We start from the raw sequence: 24,756 nt of genomic DNA, 5'->3' as shown, positions 1-24,756 counted from the left end.
TAGCAAGCAATGTATCAATAATAGTATGTTGCACAGAAGCGCATAAATCAACTAAATTTTCCGAAACAAAATTTTTATTTATTTTTTGACTGTTATTAATTAAGTATAAAAACGATGTTTTTAATCCACTAAAACTAAAGTTTAAATCGGGCACATTCGCAATTGGAAATTTAAATTTGTAAGGGTTGCCCTCTTGAGCGTACTTATCAACCAAGGGACCTCCAGGATAAGGCAAATCTAAAATTTTAGCTACTTTATCAAATGCTTCCCCTGCCGCATCATCCAGGGTTTCTCCAACAACTTCCATATCCAAATAATCTTTTACCAAAACTATTTGTGTATGTCCACCGGAAACAGTTAAGCATAAAAACGGAAACTTTGGACAGTTCTCATGTTCATTCTTTATAAATAGTGCCAAAACGTGCCCTTGCATGTGATTAACCTCAATTAATGGCTTATTCAAGGCAAGAGCCACACTTTTTGCAAAAGAACCTCCTACTAGCAAAGAGCCCATTAATCCCGGACCTCTGGTAAATGCAACTGCATCTATTTCAATTAAAGAAACATTGGCTTTTGCAAGACATACATCAACCACCGGAATAATATTTTGAAGGTGCGCCCTAGATGCTAACTCAGGAACCACACCTCCATATTGCTTATGCACAAGTTGGTTAGCTATTTCATTCGCTAAAATTGTATTGTTTCTGCAAATAGCAGCGCCCGTATCATCACATGAAGATTCTATTGCAAGAATTGTTTTAACACTATTGCTCATTGGAACGCTATTTGCATTGTATTGTAAAGACAAAGTTATACAAAAACATGCTTATATCTGATTATGTAACAGATCTTAATAATTATATTTAGCAGGAAAATGTAAAGTGGCAGAGGAAAAACTAAATATTAAAAAAAGTAAGTGGATTAGAAAAATAGTGTACTCAATTACGGGTATCGTTTTTGTCCTATTCATATTGGCATATGTTATATTCAAATCGTCTACGGTACAAACATGGTTAGTAAAAAAACTAACAGCCTATTTAGAAGAAAAATTACATACAAAAGTTTCTGTTAAAGGAGTTGATATTGGTTGGCCCACACACTTGATTTTAGAAGGGGTGTATGTACAAGACTTAAAACAAGACACACTTGCCTACATAGGTCTTCTTAAAATTAATCCAACAAGACTTGAATTTGACAGCAATTACTTTTACACCAATAATATTATTCTTGAAGATGCTACTGTAAAGCTTCATAGAGGCAAAAAAGAAAAAGATTTCAACTACGAATTTATTGTAAACGCATTTAGTTCTGACTCAAAGGACACTTCCGCATCAAACATAAAAATTGTAATCGCAGACCTAACACTTAAAAACGTACATTTTATTTATAAAGACGAACCCAATATTGAACCAATGCCGGGAATGAACTACTGGGATTTAGATATAAATATCATAAACTGCAATCTAAAAAATACGCGATTTGAACGTGATTCTATTTTTTCTTCTATTACACATTTAAGCGCCAAAGAAAAATGTGGCTTCAACTTAACAGACTTCTCCGGAAAGTCTATAGTATCGTCAACAAACCTATTTATAAACGATTTACATATCGAAACCGATAGCTCTTCCGTTAACGGGCAATTAGAATTCAAATACAAAACTTATTCCGACTACCTTGATTTTATTGAGCAGGTAAAAATGCATGGCAAATTTCAAGAGTCAATCGTGTATACAGAAGACATTGCCTATTTTGCACCACAATTAAAAGGCATTAAGAATAAAATAAAACTAACTGGCAAAATAGATGGTTTTGTAAATGATTTAAAATGTAGAAAAGTAACCCTAGATATGTTTGAAAAAACAACCATTGCCGGTGATTTTAATTTTAAAGGACTGCCCAATATTGATGAAACATTCTTGTTTTTACACTTTACAAAAATAGCTTCCAATAAAAAAGATTTACTTTCCATTCCACTATACCCATTTACAGACAATACTTTTATAGAATTGCCCAATAATATTAACATTCCTGATAGTTTCAATTTCTCAGGTAGTTTTACAGGTTTTCTGGACGATTTTATTGCGTATGGAGTAACGAATTCTTCATTTGGCTCTATTAAAACCGACTTGATTCTAAATAAAACAACTGACCCCAAAAGAAAGTATTCTTACCAAGGAAATATTTCAACAGCAAATTTTGATTTAGGGGCTTTACTTAAAACTTCTTCTATTGGAACTATTAATCTAAACGCAGAAATAGATGGAAAAGGCTTAAAACAAGACAACATACAAGCCTTTTTGAAGGGGCACATAAACTCAATAGAACTAAATAATTACCAATACAAAAATGCAGAATTATCAGGGCTTTTTGAGAAAAATTTATTTTCAGGAAACCTAAACATGAATGATGAAAATATTCGACTGCAATTTGATGGCGATATTGATTTTAAAAGTGAAACAACCCACCTTAAATTTGGTTCTCGTATCAAAGGAGCCAATTTATACGCGCTAAATATAATCAACAATAAAAACTCCGGAGAGCTCTCAGCTAATGCATTAATTGATGTAAGATTTACTAAACTAGAAGATATTATAGGCAGTATTAAAATGGATTCGATTATTTACAATTATTCAAATGGAGTAGTTAATTCCAATTATTTTAATGTTACGTCCGTTAAAACAAATAACAATAGAATAATTGATATAAAATCGGACTTGTTAGACGCAAATATGAATGGCACGTTTCTATTCTCTGATATAGGCAATGCATTTATAAGTATTCTTTATAATTATTTACCCAATATAGCGTCTTCAAAAAAAATGACGAGCGTAAAACACAACTATTTTTTCAACATAAAATTCAAAAGATCAACCGATTTACTAAAAGTTTTTTACCCTTCACTATCAATTGCCAACAACTCTGAAATTACTGGCTCTGTAGATTTGGAGAAACTAAATTTGGATGTAAATTTTAAGTGCGAAAAGTTTTCGACAGACAAATATGATTTCAATAAAATAAACGCCTATTTAACAAATACAAATAATAAACTCGACCTAAGTGCCAAACTACATTCTATTAAAATTTCAGATAGCCTCTCGTTAAACAACTTTAATATTTACTCTATAAGTAATAGTACCAATAAAATCTCGACAGAAATAAATTGGAATTTCAATTCAGAAAATGTTCTTAATGAGCTGAAAAGTGATGTATCTTTCAATGTTGGAAATCAAATAGGCTTCCAATTCAAACCATCTTCCATATATATAAACAACGTCAAATGGGAAATAATACAAAGTATGCCTTCTACCATTGACACATCTAGTATATCTATCGGCAACATAGCTATAAGCTCCGACTCTCAATCAATAAACTTAGAAGGAATTATTTCAAAACTATCAGACAAAAAAGCCACTGTAAATGTCTCTAACTTTAATTTGGCTACAATAAATCCATTTATTAAATCGATAGGATTACAAACAAATGGAACTATTTCCGGCAAGACAATTTTATCTAACCTTTATGCAACACCTGTAATAACAAGCAATTTAAGCATACAAAAACTATCTATAAACAATGAATATTTGGGAAATGGTGAACTAAAAAGCAATTGGGAAACAAGCAAAGATTGGATAGAAATGGAGGGCTTTTTATCTAAAAACATAGTAGAAAAAAACATAGCATTTACCGGCAAATACTACCCTAAAAAAGAATTTGATAACCTAGATTTCAAAGCAAATTTTATTGATGTTAAATTAAAACTAATAGAACAATACATTACTGAATATTGCAAATACTTAAAAGGGCAATTTTCCGGTGCAATTACCATTAATGGCACTCCACAAAACCCTATTATAGCAGGGAGTTTAAATATAATTGGAGGTCAAACAAAAATTAATTATTTGAATACTACCTATCGTTTCTCCGGAAATGTAGAGCTGGAATCAAATGCGTTTAACATAAATAATTTTAAGGTAACGGATGAAAAAAACGATAGTGCGCTTGTAAATGGAAAATTATATCACGAAAAATTCAAAAACTTTCAGTTAGATTTTGATATGAAAGCACATAATTTTATGTGCTTAAACACAACGGAAGCCAATAACAACCTATACTACGGAAAAGCTAACGTTACAGGGTATATCAATTTTTTTGGATACGTAGATAAAATATTAATAGATGCATCAATAAAAACAGAGAAAGGAACTCAGTTTAATATTCCGCTAACATCTACATCAGAAGTTGGCGAGTTTGATTATATAACTTTTATTAAAAAAGGAGCCGATAGTAAAACCAAAAAGAAAAACTATGTTGCCAATTTAAATGGCATACAATTACATTTTGATATAAACATGACTCCGGATGCAGAAGTTCAACTTATTTTTGACTCAAAGGTAGGAGATATTATAAGAGGCCGCGGAGATGGACTAATCACATTAGATATAAATACACTTGGCACATTTAAAATGCATGGAAACTATGCAATAACAAGCGGAGATTATTTATTTACATTAAAAAACATCATCAATAAAAAATTTGATATTCAATCAGGGTCATCTATTAAGTGGTCCGGAGACCCATACGAAGCCGACATTGACATAACTGCTATATACAAACAAAAAGCTTCGATACATCCATTTTTCCCTAACGACTCGTTAGATTACGAATACAATAGAAGACGCTATCCTGTAGATTGTAAGCTTTTTTTACGAAACAGATTATTGTCTCCGGATATTACATTTGACATTGACTTACCAACACTAAATACAGCAAAAAGTCAACAAATAAAAAGCTACATTAATACCGAACAGGAAATGAACAGACAAGTATTTTCGTTGTTAGTGCTAAAAAGCTTTGTAACTCCTCCACAACTTTTAGGTATTGGCGGAACCGGAGATTATGTAAGCGCTGGTGGTGTAACTGGTGCAAATTCATTTGAATTACTTTCAAACCAAGTAAGTAATATGTTTTCTCAACTTGTAAAGGATGTGGATGTAGGCGTAAACTATCGTCCCGGAGATAATATAAGCAGCGATGAATTGGAAGTTGCGCTTTCAACTCAACTATTTAACGATAGAATTACAATAGATGGAAATTTAGGTGTTGGTGGAAATGCTGCCCGACAAAACAATTCCAATTTTGCAGGCGATGTAAATATAGAATACAAAGTTACACGTGACGGAAAACTCAGGGTAAAGGCATTTAATAAAACAAACGACAACACTCTACTCTCAAACACCACAGCACCGTACACACAAGGAGCAGGACTTTTTTATCGTGAGGAATTTAACACACTGGCCGAGCTTGTTAAAAGATATAAGGATAAAGCTAAAATTAGAAAAGGAAAATAATTATTATTTTTTTCCTACCACCAACTCTATCATATTCTGTTTAGCTAAATATTTATTGGCCAAATCTCTTATTTGATTTGCAGTAATATTCTTCACGGTATTTACATAATGGGTATAATAATCATACGTTAAATTGTAATCGTTTATGTTCTTAAACTTATCTGCTAGTGCAAAAGGCCCATCTATTGTGCGCAGAAACACACCTAGCATATAATTTTTCACCAACTCTAGTTCAGAATCGGCAACCAGATCGGTACACAACTTATCCAATTCAAAGTAAATTTCATTTATTGCAGACGCACACACATCTACACCAACTTCGGTTGATATAAAAAAGTAACCTAAATCTTTCATCGATACCAATCCGGAACCAATGCCATAGGTATACCCCTTATCCTCTCTAATATTTGACATTAATCTTGACCCAAAATAGCCCCCCAAAATAGTGTTAACAACCAACATTGGCACAAAATCCGGATGTGTTCTATTAAACAACACTCTACCTATTCGAATAGCGGATTGTATGGCATCGTCTTTTACAATACAATTTATTTTCTGTTGTGTAGATTGTATGGCATGTATTGTAAACGGTTGAATTGAAGAATTGCTTTTCAGGTCGCCTAAACACGTATTTAATAAATCGATAATCGTGGTGGGGACTTTTCCAGAAACTATAATCTTACAATTTGATGCTGTATAATATTTGTCAAAAAATGATTTCAAATCTGCTACAGAAATAGCATCATAATCTTCTAATTGAACATAATATCCCAATGGATGTTTTTCTCCAAACAAAAGTTCATTAAACTTTTTTCTGGCTACACTGTTTACTTTTTTGCTACTTACTAAATATTTAGATTTTTTATTTTGCAAATAAAGATCTAATTCCTCCTTAGGAAAAATAGCACTGGAAAATGTTTCATAAAAAAAAGACAACGTATTGCTCAAATGCTTATTTAATGTATAAAGCGTAACAGTTGCTGTATCTTGATTTACTTCCGTTTCAAAAAAAGCACCGAAATAGTCTAGTTTCTCTGCTATTTGCTGTGCACTATACTTTACAGTTCCTTCAAATACATTATTGGCAACAGAAGAAGCCAATAAAGGCTTACTCTGGTACTTAATACCTGCATCAAAAACAAATTCTATTCTAATTAAATCTTGCTCTCCAGCATTTACAATATAAACGGGAATTCCGGACGCAAGCTTTCTTTCGTCCGCTCTAATAAAATCAACGTTGTCTATCGTATTAAAAATTGGAGCTTTAGTTCTATCAACGATTGTCATACCTATTTCTTTTTTAAATAATATAAAACGGAAGAATTTGTTTCTTGAAAAAGTAGATTTGCTTGTTGCTTAATGTCTTCTTTTGTAACACGCAAGTATTTATCAATTTCGCTATTGGCTAAATTTGCATCGCCCATTAATTCTGCAATTGCCAAATTCATAGCCCTATTCAACACTTCCATTTCAGAAAAAACCATGGTGGATTCTGATTTATTTCTAACCTTTGTTAATTCATCATCTGGAACAAACTGTTGTTTCAACTTATTCAACTCTTCATCAATTGCCTGCTCTGCAACTTTTACATCAACCCCTTCATTAAGCTTACCGGACACCACAAATAATCCTTCGTCAAAATCTCCCGATACATAAGCAGAAATATCAACAAATAAATTTTTCTTTTTCACCAACTCATTATACAATCTTGAAGATTGTCCTCGAGAAAGTATATCCGACATTAAATCAACAGCATAGTAATTTTCATCACTTCTACTACACATGTGATAAACCTTGTAAATAGCATCCAATGGAACATCTCGCTCTACAGTAAGTGTTCTTTTTTCTGTCTGTACAGGTTCTTTTGGCAAACTACGTTTCTCTATTTCGCCTTTTGGAATTGGAGCAAACCATTTTTCTGAAAGCAATTTTACCTGCTCTAATTCTACATTTCCGGCAACAACTAAAATTGCATTGTTGGGCCTGTAGTGTTTAAAGAAAAATGATTTTACATCCTCCATAGTGGCATCTTGTATATGCTCAATATTTTTTCCTATGGTGGACCATAAGTACGGATGCACTTTATACGCCAACGGCCTTAACAATAGCCATACATCTCCGTACGGTTGATTTAGGTAGCGTTGCTTAAACTCTTCAATCACAACACTTCGTTGCACCTCTAAACTTTTTTCGGAAAAAGCCAAACTCAGCATCCTATCCGATTCCAACCAAAAAGCTGTTTCAATATTATTGGCGGGTAATGTTATATAGTAATTTGTAATATCATTGGTTGTAAATGCATTGTTCTCTCCTCCTACACGCTGCAATGGCTCGTCATAATTAGGGATATTAACAGAACCACCAAACATTAAATGCTCAAACAAGTGAGCAAACCCTGTTTTATCAGCATGTTCGTCACGAGCACCAACATCATATAAAACATTTACACAAGCCAATGATGTTGATTTATCTTGATGATAAATTACCTTTAATCCATTATCAAGAGTAAATTTTTTGAATTGAATCATAAAACAGGGTTTATAAAAATTTAAAATAACTAGAACAAGCCTACAATTAGGCTCTTGTAACACTACAATATAACTAAAAATCTATCAATGCCATTTCGCCTTTAGTCGAAGTAAATTCTGAAATAATTTCATCTACTATTTTTGCGGCCGGTTTAATTTCCTTTATCAACGATGCAATTTGGCCTATTTCTAATTCTCCTTCATCCAAATCTCCCTCAAACATTCCTTTTTTGGCTCTGCCCCTGCCCAACAATTTTTCCAATTCAGATACACCGGCACCATTGGCTTCTGCTTGTTGCAATTGATTAAAAAAACTATTCTTTACTAAACGTACGGGGGTAAGTTGCTTCAACGTAAGTTGGGTGTCGCCATCTACCATATTAATAATGCGGTTCTTAAAATTAATGTGTGCCGAAGATTCTTCTGACGCAACAAATCTTGAACCTATTTGCACACCATCAGCCCCCAAAGCCATTGCTGCAAGCATAGTACGACCGGTTGCTATTCCACCCGCTGCAATTAAAGGCAGTTTTGTTATTTTTTTTATCAATGGAATTAAACACAAAGTTGTTGTTTCTTCTCTCCCGTTATGTCCTCCTGCCTCAAAACCTTCTGCTACCAAAGCATCTACACCAGCCTCTTCTGCTTTAATAGCAAATTTCGAATTGGCAATAACATGAACTACTTTTATCCCATGCGATTTTAAAAAAGGTGTCCAAATTTTAGGATTACCTGCCGATGTAAAAACAATAGGAACTTTATTCTTTGCAATAATGTCCATATGCTTATCTATATCTGGGTATAATAAGGGCACATTAACGGCAAAAGGCTTAGACGTTGCGCTTTTACACTTCATAATATGATTCTCTAATACATCGGGGTACATAGATCCACTACCTATTACGCCTAAACCACCGGCATTACTAACAGAAGAAGCTAGTTCCCAACCGCTACACCAAATCATTCCTGCCTGAATAATCGGATATTTAATTTCAAATAATGCATTTACCTTGTTTATCATAAGAAAATTTATCTTGTAATAGATTTCTATTTGTACCTCTAATATAATTGAACGTTTACTAATTTTACACCACTTTAAAATAATGGTATTTTTATAGAATTATTTTATATTAACACAAGAAACCCATTCTGGTTATAACTAGCGGAAAATTAAGCCACTACAAGATGTATTTTGTATCTATTTTTTTATATATTTGTGTAAATGAATAAAAAATTACTATTCCTCATTTCTGTGTCGCTATGTTTTTCTCTAAAACAAAGTTTGGCACAATACAATCTCGATTATGGAGTTCGTGTCGGTGTAGCCAACTATTTAGGCGACATAGGCGGAGAATTGGAAGACAGAAAACCATTTATCTACGATTTAAAGTTGGCAAAAACTAGACCTACTATTTCTGTTTTTGCAAGGTATAAATTACACCCACTATTTGGTGCAAAAGTTTCTCTTAATTATTTGCAAATTGCAGGAGATGATAAACTTTCTGACAATATGGGAAGAAAGTCGAGAAATTTAAGTTTCAGAACAGATATAGTTGATTTAAGTGCATTAGGCGAGTTTTATTTTTTTGAGATTAATGATTTAGGGCGTACCTACAGATATAGAAATGATTTTAGAGCCTATTTTTACACAGGAGTTTGTGCTTTTTGGTATCAACCACAAGCGAAATATAATGGAGAATGGTATCGATTACGAAAATTGCAAACAGAAGGCCCCTCAAATGCTTATGGTCCTATTAGCTTTGCAACACCGCTAGGTATTGGCTTTTATTTTACAATTGAAAAAAAATATAGAATTGGCTGGGAGTTGGATTGGAGAAAAACATTTACTGATTATTTAGATGACATTAGTACTGTTTATGCAGATACCAGTTTATTTACTGATCCTATTGCTAGAGCTCTAGCAAACAGAAGAGATGAACTTCCTGCAGAAGATGATTTACTTGCTCACCCTGCAAACTATTCGCCAGGTAATAAGAGAGGAGACCCATCTAAAAAAGATGCTTATTTATTCTCGACCATTAATTTTAGTTATGTAATAAGAGGAAAGAGTGGATTTTACAGATCTAAATACGGCTCTGTTTTCAAAGGGAAGAAATACAGAAAAAGAAGAGTTAGAGCTAAGTTCTAGTTATACCTAATAAGCATTACATTATAACAAAAAAGAGCGTGAATATATTCACGCTCTTTTTATATAAACTAGTTTAGTGTTTCTCTGAATTTATAAATGTACCTAAGACTACTTACTAGAATAATTAGGAGCTTCGCGAGTAATGAATACATCGTGTGGATGACTTTCCTTAACACCGGCAGAGGTAATTCTAATAAACTTAGCTTTTTGCAATTGCTCAATAGTAGCAGCACCGCAATAACCCATACCTGCTTTTAAACCTCCAATCATTTGATAAATAACTTCAGACAATGAGCCTTTATAAGGGACACGACCGGAAATGCCTTCCGGAACTAATTTTTTAATATCATCTTCTACATCTTGGAAATAGCGGTCTTTAGAGCCTTTTTGCATTGCCTCAATAGATCCCATACCTCTGTATGCTTTAAATCTTCTACCTTCGTACATGATAGTTTCTCCGGGAGATTCTTCTACACCGGCAAAAATAGAACCCGCCATTATAGAATGAGCACCTCCTGCAATAGCTTTTACAATATCTCCTGTATAACGAATACCTCCATCCGCAATCAGTGGAACACCGGTCTTTTTGAGTGCTTTAGCTACTTCATAAACAGCATAAAGCTGAGGGACACCTACTCCAGCAATTACACGTGTAGTACAAATAGAACCCGGGCCAATTCCTACCTTTACTCCATCTACACCTGCTTTTACAAGCGCTAATGCGGCTTCTCCGGTTGCAATATTTCCGGCTACCAATTGCAAATCTTTGTATTTTTTTCTTACCGCTTTTATCATTTCAAGCACCCCTTTAGAATGCCCATGAGCGGTATCAATTATAATTCCGTCAACATTGGCTTTTACCAATGCGTCCACCCGTTCCATCGTGTCTGCAGTAACACCAACAGCAGCAGCTACACGCAAACGACCCAAATGATCTTTACAAGAATTTGGGCGAATACGAACTTTTATAATGTCCTTAAACGTGATTAATCCAACCAACCTGTTGTTTTTATCAACTACAGGCAGTTTTTCAATTTTATACTTTTCTAGAATCTGTTCTGCCTTTCGTAAATCGGTACCTTCTTTTGCAGTAATGATATTATCACTAGTCATTACCTCGCGAATAGGGCGTTTCATGTTTTTCTCAAAACGAAGATCACGATTGGTAACAATACCCACTAATTTATTATCAGTTGAAACTACGGGAATTCCTCCAATTTTATTTTCGCGCATTAAATTCAATGCATCGCCTACACTAGCCGTTACAGATAAGGTAACAGGATCTTGTATCATTCCACTTTCCGAACGTTTTACTTTACGCACTTGTTCGGCTTGTTCGGCAATGGTCATATTTTTATGCAATACGCCAATACCTCCTTCTTGTGCAATAGCAATAGCCAATTGATACTCGGTAACAGTATCCATAGCAGCAGATACAATTGGGGTATTCAATTTAATATCACGTGAAAAAAGTGAAGTAATATTTACTTCGCGAGGTAGAACTTCTGAATACGCTGGTACCAGAAGCACATCATCATAAGTGAGTCCTTCACTTATAAATTTTGAAGAGTCTAATGACATAGAACAGTTGAATTTTACGGGTTATAAAATTCATGCAAATATAGTTATATTATTTATTATCCGCTAGTAGTTACGAAAAATACCTTTGCGACCTAAATTAAGATTCAATACATCATTTTAATTCTACATTTCTTTTAGTTAAATTGAAAAAAATCAAAAAATGCAACCATTCTTTCTAATACTACTATTTGTCCTTTTAAGCACTATTTCTAATTCTCAGCAAACTGCGTCCAGCATTTGTACTCCAAGCACAACGGCTTATTGCTGCGGATTTGGGATTATAAACGTATCGTTTAACACCATAAACAATACAACTGCAGGAGGTTCTGATGGATACAAAGATTACAGCTCCACCATAACTACCTCAGTTTATGCCGGTGCAACCTACTCCATTTCTGTGAATGTAAGTGGCGGAAATCCGGGCAAACAAAACGTGAGAGCGTGGATTGATTACAACAACAACAATCTTCTAGATAGCATTAACGAACTTGTTTTCTCCGCAAATTCTGTACTTACCGCCACAGGAGCCATCACGATTCCGGCTAGCGCAATTAAAAACATTCCGCTTCGACTGCGCATTTCGGCCGATTATGATTTCGCATCTCCACCCACACCTTGTAAAAACATAACATACGGGCAAGCCGAAGATTATGGAATTATTATTTTAAATAATCCGTTACCTCCCAATACCGCCTTTGTTGCAAATGACACGCTTACTTGTTCGGGAGTAGTTTCTTTTACAGATATTTCCAGCAATGTGCCCACTACATGGCTATGGAATTTTGGAGATGGAGGTACTAGCTCGCAACAAAACCCAATACATACTTATACTACAAGCGGCAATTACACCGTAAAACTAACCACCACCAATGGCAACGGCAGCGACAAAGATTCCATTTTAAACTATATACAAGTTACATTAGGAAATGGCCCAATTGCAGCATCGTGCAGCCCAAGTACATTGGGTTATTGCTGTCAGTACGGAATTACAAAGTTTAAGTTAAACACTATTAACTACACTTCGCTTGATGCCACTGAAGGCTACAAAGACAACAGTTGTGACCTACAAACTACATTACAAAAAAACACAACCTACACCGTGCAAGTAAGTACAGGTACGTTAAACCCACACGATGTAAAAATCTATATTGACTATAACAATGACGGACTATTTACCGGAACCAACGAATTAGTTTTTTCAGCGTTGAATCAAAACAGCCCGAGTGGGAATATTCTTATTTCTAGTAGTGCCGCTATTCTTAACACGCCATTGCGCTTGCGAGCTATGGCAGATTATGCAGGAAGTGGATATACTTCGTGCACTAATTTAACATATGGTCAAGCAGAAGATTATACGGTAATTATAACATCGGCAAATAGTATGACAGAAAACGAACAAGAAGATCAATTACAAGTATTCCCAAATCCTGCCACTGATATGCTAACTATTTTAGTACCGAATGGAATAGAGATTACTAATTTAGAATTAGTTGATTTATTTGGCAATGAACTAATAAACATAAAAACCTTGGAAACACCTGTAAGAATTAACACATCAGCCATTGCAAATGGGTATTATTTTCTTCGTGCACAAACTGCAACTAATTCGATAACCAAGAAAATTGTAATTGCCAAATGATGTATTTCAAAAAACGTTTTCTTGGTGCTTTATTAGTTGTTCTGTGCTTGTACACAGAAAAGGTTTGTGCCACACATATTGTAGGGGGGAATCTTGCCTATGAATACCAAGGAAATGTGGGTGGGAATTTATATCGTTACAAAGTTACATTCAAAACTTTTATTGATTGCAACTCACCATTTTGGGGCAATGGGTTTCCCGAAACTTTTTTACAAGTTGGTGTTTACGAAGGATCTGTAAATCCTCCTTCTCTTTTGGGAATAACGCAAACGTTAAACATGCCTTTAACAAATTCTTTTGCCATTACTCCCGAAGCATCGAGTAATTGCTCTGTTGGAGCCAGCACCTGTGTGTATGAATGTACGTACGAAGCAACAATTGACCTTCCACTTACTTTTCAAGGGTATCATTTATTTTACGACAGATGCTGTAGAGTAAATACGATACTTAATTTGAGTAACTCCGGAAATCAAGGTCATTCCTATCATGCATTCATTCCTCCTTCGCTAGTTGCAAACGACTCTCCTGTTTTTTCAGATTCGCCTATTCCTTTCATGTGCGTAAACGACACTGTAACTATTTTGAACACCGCATTTGATGCGGATGGAGATGTTTTGATATTTTCGTTTGAAGACCCTTACGTAGGATTTGGTACTCAGTCGAACCCAGCTCCCAACCTACCATTGAGCTTGAACTGGCCAATCCCTCCGGTTACATGGCAAACAGGATACAACAAAAATATTCCGTTTGGCGCAAGTGGTTATGCCTACATTAATTCATCCACAGGATTTTCGAGATATTATTGTAATACGCCCGGAGAATATGTTATTGCAGTTGAAATAAAAGAATATAGAAATGGAAATTTAATTGGCATATCCCGCAGAGACTTTCAAATACTGGTAATCAATTGCCCCAACAATCCACCTCCTGCATTATCAACTACATCCGGAAGTGGACTCACCTCCTATGTAATTACAGAAGGAGATAGCTTATGTTTCCCTGTAATATTTTACGATCAATTTGGAGATAGTATTTCCTTAAGTGCAAATGGTCAATTATTTTCAGGTAGTTATACAAACCCTGCTGCAAGTTTTACCAACAATGTAAAAGGCGATAGTGTTGTAAGTGCTAATTTCTGTTGGCCAACCGTATGTGGACAAGCACGCCCCCTACCCTATTTATTTTTTGTTTCTGTAAAAGACAATGGCTGTCCAAACAAAACAACAAGTATGCAATATTCCATTCAGGTAAATCCATTTCAAGGGCCTTCTGCCATAAATGGCCCTACCAATGTGTGTTTCCAAACTACTGGCTCGCAATACAATGTTACCAATATTTCCGGAGCAACATACGCATGGTCTGTAACTGGTGGAACTCAAACAGCAGGCAGCAATACCAATGCAATTACAATAGACTGGGGAGCAATTGGCAATGGAACCGTAAGCGTTACCACCACTAGTAAAGACGGTTGTATTGCAACACCTATAAGTAAGGTTGTTACCATAAATTCGTTGCCAACTGCAAATGCGGGTAACGACAGCTCTCTTTGTTCAAATAAAATAGCGCAATTGGGAGCTGCTACAACTGCCGGCTACACTTACTCTTGGACATTACCGAATTTACTAAACAACGGCACAACATCTAATCCTACTGCAACTATTACCAACACAAGCATTAGTACACAAACAACCGCTTTTGTTTTAACCGTTACAGATGCAAATAATTGCCAGGATATTGATTCCGTGCTAGTTTCAACATTTCCGGCACCCACTATTGATGCAGGGCCTACTGTTTCTATTTGTACCGGCAATACCGCGCAATTAAGCGGTTCCGGAGCAGGAATATTTAATTGGTCTCCTAGTGGTGGATTAAGCTCTACAAGTATTTCCAATCCAATAGTTACAACTACCAGCACAACAACTTATTCGCTCTTACTAACCGATTTAAACGGATGCACAAATACGGATAGCACAACCGTAACAATTAATACTCCAATTCCGGTAGATGCAGGAATTAGTAGTTGGGTATGTCCGGGAGATAGTATACAACTACTTGCAACTGGTGTAACAAGCTATCAGTGGCAACCTACAACAGGGTTGAATAGCAGCATCATTAACAATCCAAAATCTTCGCCAAATGCAACCATTAATTACACCGTGGAAGGCACTGATGTAAATGGCTGTACTTCTATTGATACAGTTGAGGTTGCAGTAGCCTCTAATGTACCGGTTGATGCAGGCTCCGGATTTCAAATTTGCAAAGGCAATTCTATTGTAATTGGTGGAAACCCTACAGCACCAGCAAATTCAATATATGCATGGACACCTGTCACAAGCCTTAACAACACAACGATTGCCAACCCTCTTGCAAATCCGGCAGGCAGCACGATGTATTACCTTACGGTTACAAATGATACATGCTCGGGAAGAGATTCTGTTTTCGTAACCATATTACCAAGCCCTGTTGCTTTTGCAGGAACAGACACTGCGTTCTGCTTGCAAGATAGTATTCAGTTGCAAGCCTCAGGAGGAGTAAGCTTTTCATGGACACCGGCTAACGGATTGAGCAACTCGCAAATTTCAAATCCTTGGGTGGACACAACCCTAAGCTCATCGTATATTGTAACGGTTACTGATTTGAATGGTTGCACAGCAAATGATACAATACTAGTAAATGTAAATCCGCTACCCAATGTAGATGCAGGGGTTGGAGTAAATTTATGCAACGGATTATCTGTAACCTTAAACGCGACAGGAGCTGCCACGTATAACTGGAGCCCAAACAACGGACTGAGCAGCACTTCGATTGCCAACCCAACTGCAAATCCTACGGGAACTACTACCTATACCGTAATTGGAACAGACAATAATAATTGTATAAACTCAGACACCACAACTATTACACTTATTGTTTTCACTATTTCTATTCCTGATACATTTACTTGTGTGGAAAATAATGTTCCACTAATTGCTACTACTAGCAACGCCTCTAGTTATGATTGGAGTCCAGGAGCAACGTTAAACGACTCTACCATATTTAATCCGATTGCTGCACCAACAGTAAACACCACCTATTCCCTTACGGCAATTAATTCTGCAGGTTGTATTGCAAATGACACGGTGCAAGTATTAGTAAAAGCTAATCCAACTGCAGATTACACGTACTCGCTTACGCCTAGTTGCGATGGCATGATTGTTAGTTTTACAAATCAGAGTGTGGGCGCATCTAACTACAATTGGATATGGGGCGATGGCAATAGTTCTAGCTTGGCAAATGCTTCTTATGTTCTTCCATACAATCAAAATCACAATCCTCAATTGATTGCAGAAAATTTATTCGGCTGCAAAGACTCGTATAGCTCAGCAATAAGTATTTCTGATTTTAAGAATTATTTAATTTATAATTCGCCCAATGTATTTACACCCAATTTTGACGGTGCTAACGACAATTTTAACATACAATTAAATGGTTATTACTTAGGTTGCACTAACTTAAAAATATTCAATCGCTATGGTGTATTACTTTTTGAAGCTGACAGATTTAATCACTCTTGGGATGGCAGAACTACTGCGGGCTTAGAGGTTCCGGAAGGAACTTATTTTTATGTGTATACTATTAATGATTTAGAGTTGAAGGGATTTGTTACACTTTTGAGATAGGTTAAAATTAAATAAAAATATACCAATCCGCTTTGGGCTTAAAAACTTCAATTGAATCTATCTGCGTCTAAAAAAACTAAACCTATGGATTTTCGATCCACAGGTTTAGTTTTAAAAATGAAAATTATTTAAAAACCAGCACTCATAGTTTTGAAAAGTTGGTATCACATTTTAAAATTTTAAAACACCTAGTTTACCACAACTCTCGTTAAAACTTTTGAGTCAGTTGATGTAGTAGCTTTTATAAGATATATCCCTTTTGCAAAAGAGGATACGTCTATACTTAATCTATTTACGCCAACTTGATTTTTAATCGGTGCAATTTCAAGAATTTTTCTACCATACAAATCAACTAAATCAAAACCTATAGACCTATTATCAATACTTGTGTAAGATATCGAGAATATGTCATTTGCAGGATTAGGATAAACCAGATATGAACTTAAACCTATTTCTTCTATTGATGTATTATTATTTATAGTAACTGTTATTGAATCCGTTTTAAAGCAACCTGCTTTTTCCACTTCCAAATAATATGTTCCGCTGCTTGTTACAACTATTGAATTTGCCAGACTGCCAGTACTCCAAGAATAATTGTACCCACTTCCCAAATTAGCTAATAAGCTTATTTGACAATTGGTGCAAGTGGTATCATTTCCCAAACTGAATGCTGGAATAGAAGTTAAAGCAACAACTGCACTATCTTTTGCTATACATCCATTTCTAGAAACCTCCACCCAATACAATCCTGAACTATTTGCTAATAGCGCTGTATCAGTTGTACTATTTGACCAATTATAGGTTGCTCCATCGTTGTATGAATAAGAAGGATTAAGCAAAATTGAATTACCCGAACAGTTGCTTGTATCGTCCATTAATGCATACACTTTGTTATGGTATAAAACTGTCCAAAACTCGAAAGCATTATTTGAATATAGATTGTTATCCGAAACTTCAACTGTAATTTCATCTGCTTGAGTAACACAACCTGAATAGTTAGAAGTATAAAGATACGAGTTACCTGTGCCCATCTGAATTGAATTTTTGTACCATGTTATGGTAACAGGGTCTCCATCCGGATCGTTTACATTAACAGAAAATGTAATAGAGGCAGATTGGTTTATTATCGAGGTTGCAACAGTAGGAGACTTAGATACTATAATGGGTGATTTGTTTAAAGAAACTCCCTTTACAACATAATAAGCATAATCAACAGATCCGTATCCATTTGTAGCTTTTACACCAACAATTCTATACCCTTGGGTAGTTGGACTATACAAAACACTAGCTCCGATTGCATCATTAAATGTACTGTCGTTATTAAAATCCCATTGATACGTACATGCATTTAAGTTTGAATTTGAATTATTAGCAGTTAACGTAACTGACTGACCTAAATTTACTTTTGTCGGTCCTGCAATAATTGCATGTGGCTCCATATCAATACTTACCCCATTAACATTATTAACAAGATTTACTTGTAAAGAATTGTAAATAGAATCAAGAGTTAGCGAAGTGTTTTGATTATGTTGCTTGTAGGCATTAATAACATTAGAGAATCTACCATTGGGTATTCTAGCAGTATCGCCTAAGAAAATAATCTCCGGAGTAAATGCTAAAAAACTATTTTTAATGGAATCCCATTTTAATGGAGAAATGCCCTGATTTGCCAAGTCCGTTATCTCCTCCGGAGTAAGGGTTTTGTTAGCAACTACTTGTTTCAGATGTTGAAATTTAGTCATTGAAAATTCCAAATCATATAAAGAGTCTAAGGCTATTTCATGCAACATCGAGTCAACTGCATTAGCCTTCAATTGTTGTGTTTGTTGAATCAAACTTAAATACTTTTGTGCAGCCTTTGCTTGGGTTCTAGAATGTACATCAGCAGTGGCATTTAAAGCACCTTGCATCTTTTCCCAGCTATGCAATAATCCTTCCAGTGCCATATTTTCAATTTCTACAGCATTGGCAAAATCGGCTTGAGCGTTTACCATTTTATTATCTGATATACTCGGGTAAAACATAGCCCAAGCAGTGTCAAGTGGAGTTGGTTTGAAAAAATCATTGTTAGGTGGATCCATTGCAATAGCACCCCATTTAAGCATATTAGCCATATATACATTTTTCGAAACATTATAAAAAAGATTTACAGTCAACTTATCATAATCCGTTGTTGCCATTTGCGTGTAGCTATCGTACAACTTTTTTAAATCTTTTATTTCTTGTATTTCTGTTAGTTGTTTCCAAACCAAATCTTTTAACAATTTTTTAAGAGCATCAATCTCATATAATCCAACAGCACCTGCCTTAATTTTATTATAAATGCCTTGTGCCTGTTTAAATGAAGCCATTACCTCTGAAACCTTACCAATTATATTCTCTGCACTAGATACTTTACCGGTTGCGGACGAATATGCAGCAGGCAACATTTGAGCTAATGTTAAGTACAAATGCATTTCGGCCGCTTTCATATATTCATCTAAAGCCTTGTCTTTTAAACGTTGTATTTCTGCCGCTTGCCAAGGTTCAAAAGGGGTTTTAGTTACACTAAAAGCATACGTACTACCTACTCCAATATAACAGTCGGTTGTATTCTTATTAAAATACCCATCTCTATTGTTATCTATAACTATATCGTATTCACCAGCAGGCAATGGCCCTGCAGCAATTACAATATCGGCAAATGCACCACCGGCAAGCAACGATATTTCTGTATTAGGCACGCCATTTAGAATATCATCTAATGAGAATGCAACAGTTCCTCCTCCATTGCTATTATCGTTAGGAACAACATAAAAATCTGCAGGCCATGGCACACCTTCTCCTTGATCTTTAAATATTCCTGTTCCAGTTATATAAACAATATCGCCTGTACCATAAAAAGGACCTGCAGCCCCTCCTGCTCCATCAGATGTCCAACAGGTACAATTACCTTCTATGGTTTGAGAATATATAATTGTGGTAAAAAAAATAAATGCAGAGGTAAGTAATTGTCTCATAGTGGGGTTGTTAGTTTTAGCAACATTATTATTTGCAGTGCGAAATAAACGGTTGAAAGTTTCACTTTTACAGCTTATTTATTTCCGACTAGTTTCTTTCGGAAAAGTACAGCCTAATAAATGTGTTGTCAAACAATTCTACAACCCAGACAAGCAGTTAATCCGACAAATAAATGAAGCAAGTGTATAATAATCAATATCTTATACGTCACAAGTGTGAATTATAAATATGAGTTTCTAATAAATAAAAAAATCTGAAGTCAACAATGCCCAAACAAAAAAGAGGTTTGTGTTGTAATTACCACAAACCTCTTTTTGAATAACCCTAAAACAAACTAAAACCTATACCCAACACCCAATTGAATCTTTACTCCTTCTAAAATATTTTCGCGCAAGGTTGAATTGCCATCTACACTTCCAAATTTGGCGGCAAAGGCTGTATTACTTGCATCAGCATTCGCATAGTTTCTCTCGCTTTTTTTAGTAGAAACTAAACCATGGTATCCAATTGAACCATCCACCATAAGTCTACCGAAACCGGTTTGGTAACCAACTGCAACTCCCATTAAATGATTAACCGAATGTTGCGCAAAATTAAACTCACCATAGTTTCTTTCTGAAACATCTTCAAATATTGTCTTTTGCTTGCTAATTGTATAAATCGGAGTTATATACATACCTCCAACATCACTTTTAGAATGTAAATACTTTATCTTATTCAAGTATATTCTGCAAGACAACCTAGCAAAAACGGCTTTTTTCAATCCGGTATATTCCAAAGAATCGTTTTCTTTACCTATTTCATCTGAAACTTCTTCACTGTCGATTACTGTTTTAGCTCCTAATAAACTAAAATGATTAACAGCTCCAATAGATATTTGTGCGGAAATATTATCAGTAATAAAACGCTCATATGCTACTTCTTGTTTATTGAAATAGAAGAACGGATTTATTTTCACTAAATTTTTTTGATTAAACTCGTTTTTTGATACCCACTTGCCTGCACTGACTGCTGTATTCACAACAGTTTTATATTTAAGGTTGTATGCTATTCTTAAATGAGTGTATGTACCAAAATTATTGAACACTCTATCACTTAGCGGATTAGGGCCTCCAATATCAGCCTTATACTTAACTCCAAATCCAAAATCAATTAAAAATCCATCTTCGCCAAGTATTTGATATCCTATCATTGCACCAACATCTACTTGCTTATGAGTTTGAGTTTTAGGGGTTTCTAGAATACTATTCTCGAAATTATACTGTTTGTATCTTACAAATGGTGCGGTATAAAACCCATTTAAATTATTGTGGGGTTCTGACAAATACCTTCGATAGTCTAATCCAACATTAATTCCATTGACATCTCCTCCAATTCTAGACGAGCTTCCTCCAATACCTAAATCAAGGGCATCCATATCCCATTGTTTCGTTAAATGTTCTAATGAGAACTGCAAACTAGTAGCTTTTCCAATTTTTTTCTCGTATGCAACTCCAAAATTGGCTCCCAATGATAGTTTTAAGGCTTCAGTTCTTTGTGAATTACTTCCTAAAGTATCTACTTGTGCATTTAAAAGAGTAACTGCCGATAATACTGTTGCTGTTGTTAGTTTTAAAATTGTTTTCATTGGTTTCATAATTACTGTTTGTTTTAAATTATGAATCAAAATTACGCCTACTAAAAGGCTTTCCGTAACGGCTTTTACTAGCCATACTTCAAATATTTGCAATATTTCTTAAGAGAATTATGGATTATAGCCAATAAATAGAATCAGTTGCATTTTTTGCGGTTACAACAGTACTAGTTATTGATTTGCACAATAAGAAATCTGAAAAGTTGCAAAAAATGCAAAAGAAAAGTATCAAAAAATTGATTCTAGGTTTTAGAAAATGGCAACTCAATTCATAAAACACTAACAAACAGCCCCTTAAAACGAAAAAACATATAAAATACTAAATAGGAGCTAAATTTAAAAATATACATTTAACCTAACCGACAATAGAAAATACAGTTGAGACTTACCGGCAATGCTTTCATTTACCAACTCTTAGAACACTTCTACTCCTAGCCTATTTAAAATACCCGTATAAGCAACGCCTAATGAGCCTCCAATTTGCCAATATTGCTCATTAACAGACAAACTTTTTACTTCGCTCTTGCCTAAAAAACAGTTGGCTTCTGCAAAAGTAGAAATGCGTTTATTCATAAAATAATAACGCGCATAAGTGCCCAAAGCCTTTTGGAGTCTAAATGTTCCAGTAGCTTTATAATCAGCACCAATACCAACATTCAAGCATTTAAGTGGAAAAAAGCCTGTTTTAAGATTTAACGTCCCAATATCCGTATTCCTAAACCAATTTCCGGAAGCAGCCACACCCACACAAATTTTCTTTTTCGAAAAATAATCAAATGTGTAGCGCTTACTTAGCTTACTTTGCGCATTGCCACGAATAGAAAAAAGGTACACACTCAAAAATAGAATACCTAAAACGCTGAAATATCTGCCAATCACCATACTTGAATATAATAAAAAAAGTAGGCGGTTAATCCAATAAAAATTAAGAAATTTACGAGCCTTAAAAAGCACATGCCTTGAAAATTATTATTGAGCCAAATAAAAAAGCAACACACTATTGGAGCGAACTAAAAAGCTTTAAAGAACTTTTTTATTTTTTGGCATGGAAAGACATCCTGGTAAGGTATAAGCAAACCACCATTGGTTTATTATGGGCATTTATTCGCCCATTTTTAAGTATTGTGGTTTTTACTATTATTGGGAATTTAGGAAGTTTCCCAAACGAAGGGGTTCCTTATGCACTTTTAGTTGCTGTTGGTATTTTACCTTGGCAATTTTTTTCCAGCGCCTTTAGCGAAGCAAGCAACTCTATGGTTAGCAATTCCGGGATGATTAGCAAAGTGTATTTTCCTAGAATAATTATTCCGGTAAGTAGTGTAATTGTTTGTATCATTGATTTTATAGTAGCATTAGTAATGACCGTTGTTCTAATGCTCTGGTTTAATTATTTACCCTCCTACCGAATTATATTTATGCCTTTCTTCTTTGCACTACTTTTAATATTGGCATTGGGTATTGGCTTTTGGATAGCCTCCCTGAATGTAAAATATCGAGATTTCCGTTATATAGTGCCTTTTATAATACAATTTGGGGTCTTTATTTCTCCGGTAATGTATATTAGTAACACATTTACTAATCCCGCTATTCGAATGATTTATTCATTAAATCCTTTAGTTGGAATAATTGATGGTTTTAGATGGAGCATGCTCGGTGGCAACATAAGTATTTATTGGCCTGCCGTGGTTTACTCTGCAGTAGTAAGCATCTTTTTTTTAGTTTTTGGATTTTCTTTTTTTAGAAAAACAGAACGCTTTTTTGCAGATATTGTTTAGTAAATTAAAAATTGATAATTATAAATTAAGAATAGTTAGTAATAAAAGACAATTTCAATTTCTGACAAACTAATTGACTAACAAACTAACCAACTAATTGACTAAAGCACAAACAAACTATTTGACAAGTAGACTACCGAACTAAAAAAATGACTTATAGACTTTTAAAAACTAACTAACATTTTTCCGACTAACAGACTAAACCATCAGTGAGCATAATTAAAGTTGAAAATATAAGCAAGAAGTATATCATTCGTCACGAAAAAGACGAAAGGTATTTATTGTTACGCGATAAAATTTCGAATGGAGTTAAAAACATTTTCAAGAAAAACACCTCTTCCCATAAAGAAGATTTTTGGGCTCTAAAAGACATTTCTTTTACCATAGAACAAGGCGACCGTGTTGGAATCATTGGCAGAAACGGAGCCGGTAAATCTACCCTATTAAAAATACTTAGTAGAATTACCGAACCTACAAGTGGGAGAATTGAGATAAATGGTCGTTTAGCTAGTTTATTAGAAGTAGGCACAGGATTTCATCCGGAACTTACCGGCAGAGAAAATATTTATTTGAATGGTTCTATTTTAGGAATGAGCCGTGCCGAAATTAAAAGCAAGTTTGATGAAATTGTTGCATTCTCTGAAGTAGAAAAATTTCTAGACACTCCTGTAAAGCGATATAGCAGTGGAATGTACGTGCGCTTAGCATTTGCAGTTGCTGCTCACCTAGAACCAGAAATACTTATTGTAGATGAAGTTTTGGCAGTAGGCGACATGGCATTTCAAAAAAAATGTTTAGGCAAAATGCAAGAAGCTACAGGACAAGGAAGAACTGTTTTGTTTGTAAGCCACAACATGGAGACCGTACAAAAGTTATGCAACAAAGGCTTAATGCTAAACCAAGGGAGAATAGCATTGTTTGATAGCATGGATAAGGTTATAGATAAATATTTGCAAACAAATGTATCTGCTAGCTTCATCGACTTCGAGAAACCATTAAATAGTGCTGAGCTAAAAGGATATCCAACTAAATTTTATATAACAGATATCAACAATAAAAATATTCCCGAAATATCAATGGGGCAAAATTGGATTGCTAAAGTTGTATTTAAAATCAATACAAATTTAGAAAATATGGTTGCCGCAATAGGAATATCAACTTTGTTTGACTTTCATTTAAGAACTATTTGGAGCGAACCACAAACATTAACTCCCGGAATATACGAAGCAAGTTTTGAGATAAAGGATATTCATTTTACAAAAGGAAACTATAAAATTACCATTGGACTATCAAGCAATCATGTGACTTTTAGCTATACCAAAGACATAGTTAACGTTGTTATTTCAGAAGTAACCACGCTTAGTAGCGACAAACAAATTATCAATACGGATAGTGGAATTATAATAAATCAAGCTAAAGTACAAATACATAAAGTAGGTTGAAA

The 24,756-nt window shown here is 34.8% G+C and carries 14 protein-coding genes; 6 read left to right on the top strand and 8 right to left on the bottom strand.

Annotated features, from left to right (window positions below; all coding sequences use genetic code 11):
- A partial coding sequence (tsaD, locus tag J0M08_06440; GenBank protein ID MBN8702684.1) for a tRNA (adenosine(37)-N6)-threonylcarbamoyltransferase complex transferase subunit TsaD occupies positions 1-775 on the bottom strand: 775 nt, incomplete at its 3' end.
- 106 nt (positions 776-881) lie between these two features.
- Here tsaD and J0M08_06435 point away from each other — a divergent pair.
- Positions 882-5,348 (top strand): translocation/assembly module TamB, encoded by a 4,467-nt coding sequence (locus tag J0M08_06435; GenBank protein MBN8702683.1) that lies wholly within the window; start codon positions 882-884, stop codon positions 5,346-5,348.
- Positions 5,349-5,351: 3 nt separating this feature from the next.
- On the opposite strand, the gene J0M08_06430 is transcribed toward J0M08_06435, so the two are convergent.
- The 3 genes from J0M08_06430 to J0M08_06420 form a co-directional block, all read right to left on the bottom strand.
- Positions 5,352-6,635 (bottom strand): insulinase family protein, encoded by a 1,284-nt coding sequence (locus J0M08_06430; protein MBN8702682.1) that lies wholly within the window; start codon positions 6,633-6,635, stop codon positions 5,352-5,354.
- A 2-nt stretch (positions 6,636-6,637) separates the two neighbouring features.
- Positions 6,638-7,876 (bottom strand): insulinase family protein, encoded by a 1,239-nt coding sequence (locus J0M08_06425; GenBank protein ID MBN8702681.1) that lies wholly within the window; start codon positions 7,874-7,876, stop codon positions 6,638-6,640.
- Positions 7,877-7,949: 73 nt separating this feature from the next.
- Positions 7,950-8,897: a nitronate monooxygenase gene (locus J0M08_06420; GenBank protein ID MBN8702680.1), complete on the bottom strand. Its 948-nt coding sequence runs from the start codon at positions 8,895-8,897 to the stop codon at positions 7,950-7,952.
- Between the two features lie 201 nt (positions 8,898-9,098).
- Here J0M08_06420 and J0M08_06415 point away from each other — a divergent pair, with 201 nt between their 5' ends.
- Positions 9,099-10,025 carry a hypothetical protein gene (locus J0M08_06415; protein MBN8702679.1) on the top strand — a complete coding sequence of 309 codons (927 nt, stop codon included), beginning with the start codon at positions 9,099-9,101 and terminating at the stop codon, positions 10,023-10,025.
- Between the two features lie 108 nt (positions 10,026-10,133).
- On the opposite strand, the gene guaB is transcribed toward J0M08_06415, so the two are convergent.
- Positions 10,134-11,606: an IMP dehydrogenase gene (gene guaB, locus J0M08_06410; GenBank protein MBN8702678.1), complete on the bottom strand. Its 1,473-nt coding sequence runs from the start codon at positions 11,604-11,606 to the stop codon at positions 10,134-10,136.
- A 160-nt stretch (positions 11,607-11,766) separates the two neighbouring features.
- On the opposite strand from guaB, the gene J0M08_06405 reads away from it, so the two are divergent.
- The gene (locus J0M08_06405; GenBank protein MBN8702677.1) at positions 11,767-13,245 is read left to right on the top strand and encodes a T9SS type A sorting domain-containing protein; all 1,479 of its coding nucleotides are present in this window, start codon (positions 11,767-11,769) and stop codon (positions 13,243-13,245) included.
- Positions 13,242-16,904 carry a gliding motility-associated C-terminal domain-containing protein gene (locus J0M08_06400; GenBank protein ID MBN8702676.1) on the top strand — a complete coding sequence of 1,221 codons (3,663 nt, stop codon included), beginning with the start codon at positions 13,242-13,244 and terminating at the stop codon, positions 16,902-16,904. Before J0M08_06405 ends, J0M08_06400 begins: the two co-directional genes overlap by 4 nt.
- Before the next feature lie 188 nt (positions 16,905-17,092).
- Here J0M08_06400 and J0M08_06395 read toward each other — a convergent pair whose 3' ends face one another.
- The 3 genes from J0M08_06395 to J0M08_06385 form a co-directional block, all read right to left on the bottom strand.
- Entirely contained in the window at positions 17,093-19,903 is a 2,811-nt protein-coding gene (locus tag J0M08_06395; protein ID MBN8702675.1) for a PKD domain-containing protein, read from the bottom strand.
- A gap of 335 nt (positions 19,904-20,238) precedes the next feature.
- On the bottom strand, positions 20,239-21,531 hold the full coding sequence (locus J0M08_06390) for a hypothetical protein (GenBank protein ID MBN8702674.1): 1,293 nt from the start codon (positions 21,529-21,531) through the stop codon (positions 20,239-20,241).
- 420 nt (positions 21,532-21,951) lie between these two features.
- Entirely contained in the window at positions 21,952-22,419 is a 468-nt protein-coding gene (locus J0M08_06385; GenBank protein MBN8702673.1) for a hypothetical protein, read from the bottom strand.
- A gap of 77 nt (positions 22,420-22,496) precedes the next feature.
- Between J0M08_06385 and J0M08_06380 the strand changes: the two genes are divergently transcribed.
- The gene (locus J0M08_06380) at positions 22,497-23,312 is read left to right on the top strand and encodes an ABC transporter permease (GenBank protein MBN8702672.1); all 816 of its coding nucleotides are present in this window, start codon (positions 22,497-22,499) and stop codon (positions 23,310-23,312) included.
- Positions 23,313-23,521: 209 nt separating this feature from the next.
- Positions 23,522-24,754, top strand: a complete 1,233-nt coding sequence (locus J0M08_06375) for an ATP-binding cassette domain-containing protein (GenBank protein MBN8702671.1) — start codon at positions 23,522-23,524, stop codon at positions 24,752-24,754.
- The last annotated feature ends 2 nt before the right edge of the window (positions 24,755-24,756 follow it).

Source organism: Bacteroidota bacterium, from assembly GCA_017303975.1.
In the GTDB taxonomy this organism is placed as follows: Bacteria; Bacteroidota; Bacteroidia; order JAFLBG01; family JAFLBG01; genus JAFLBG01.
The sequence above is the reverse complement of the archived record's forward strand: the minus strand, read 5'-3'. Positions and strand labels throughout refer to the sequence as shown.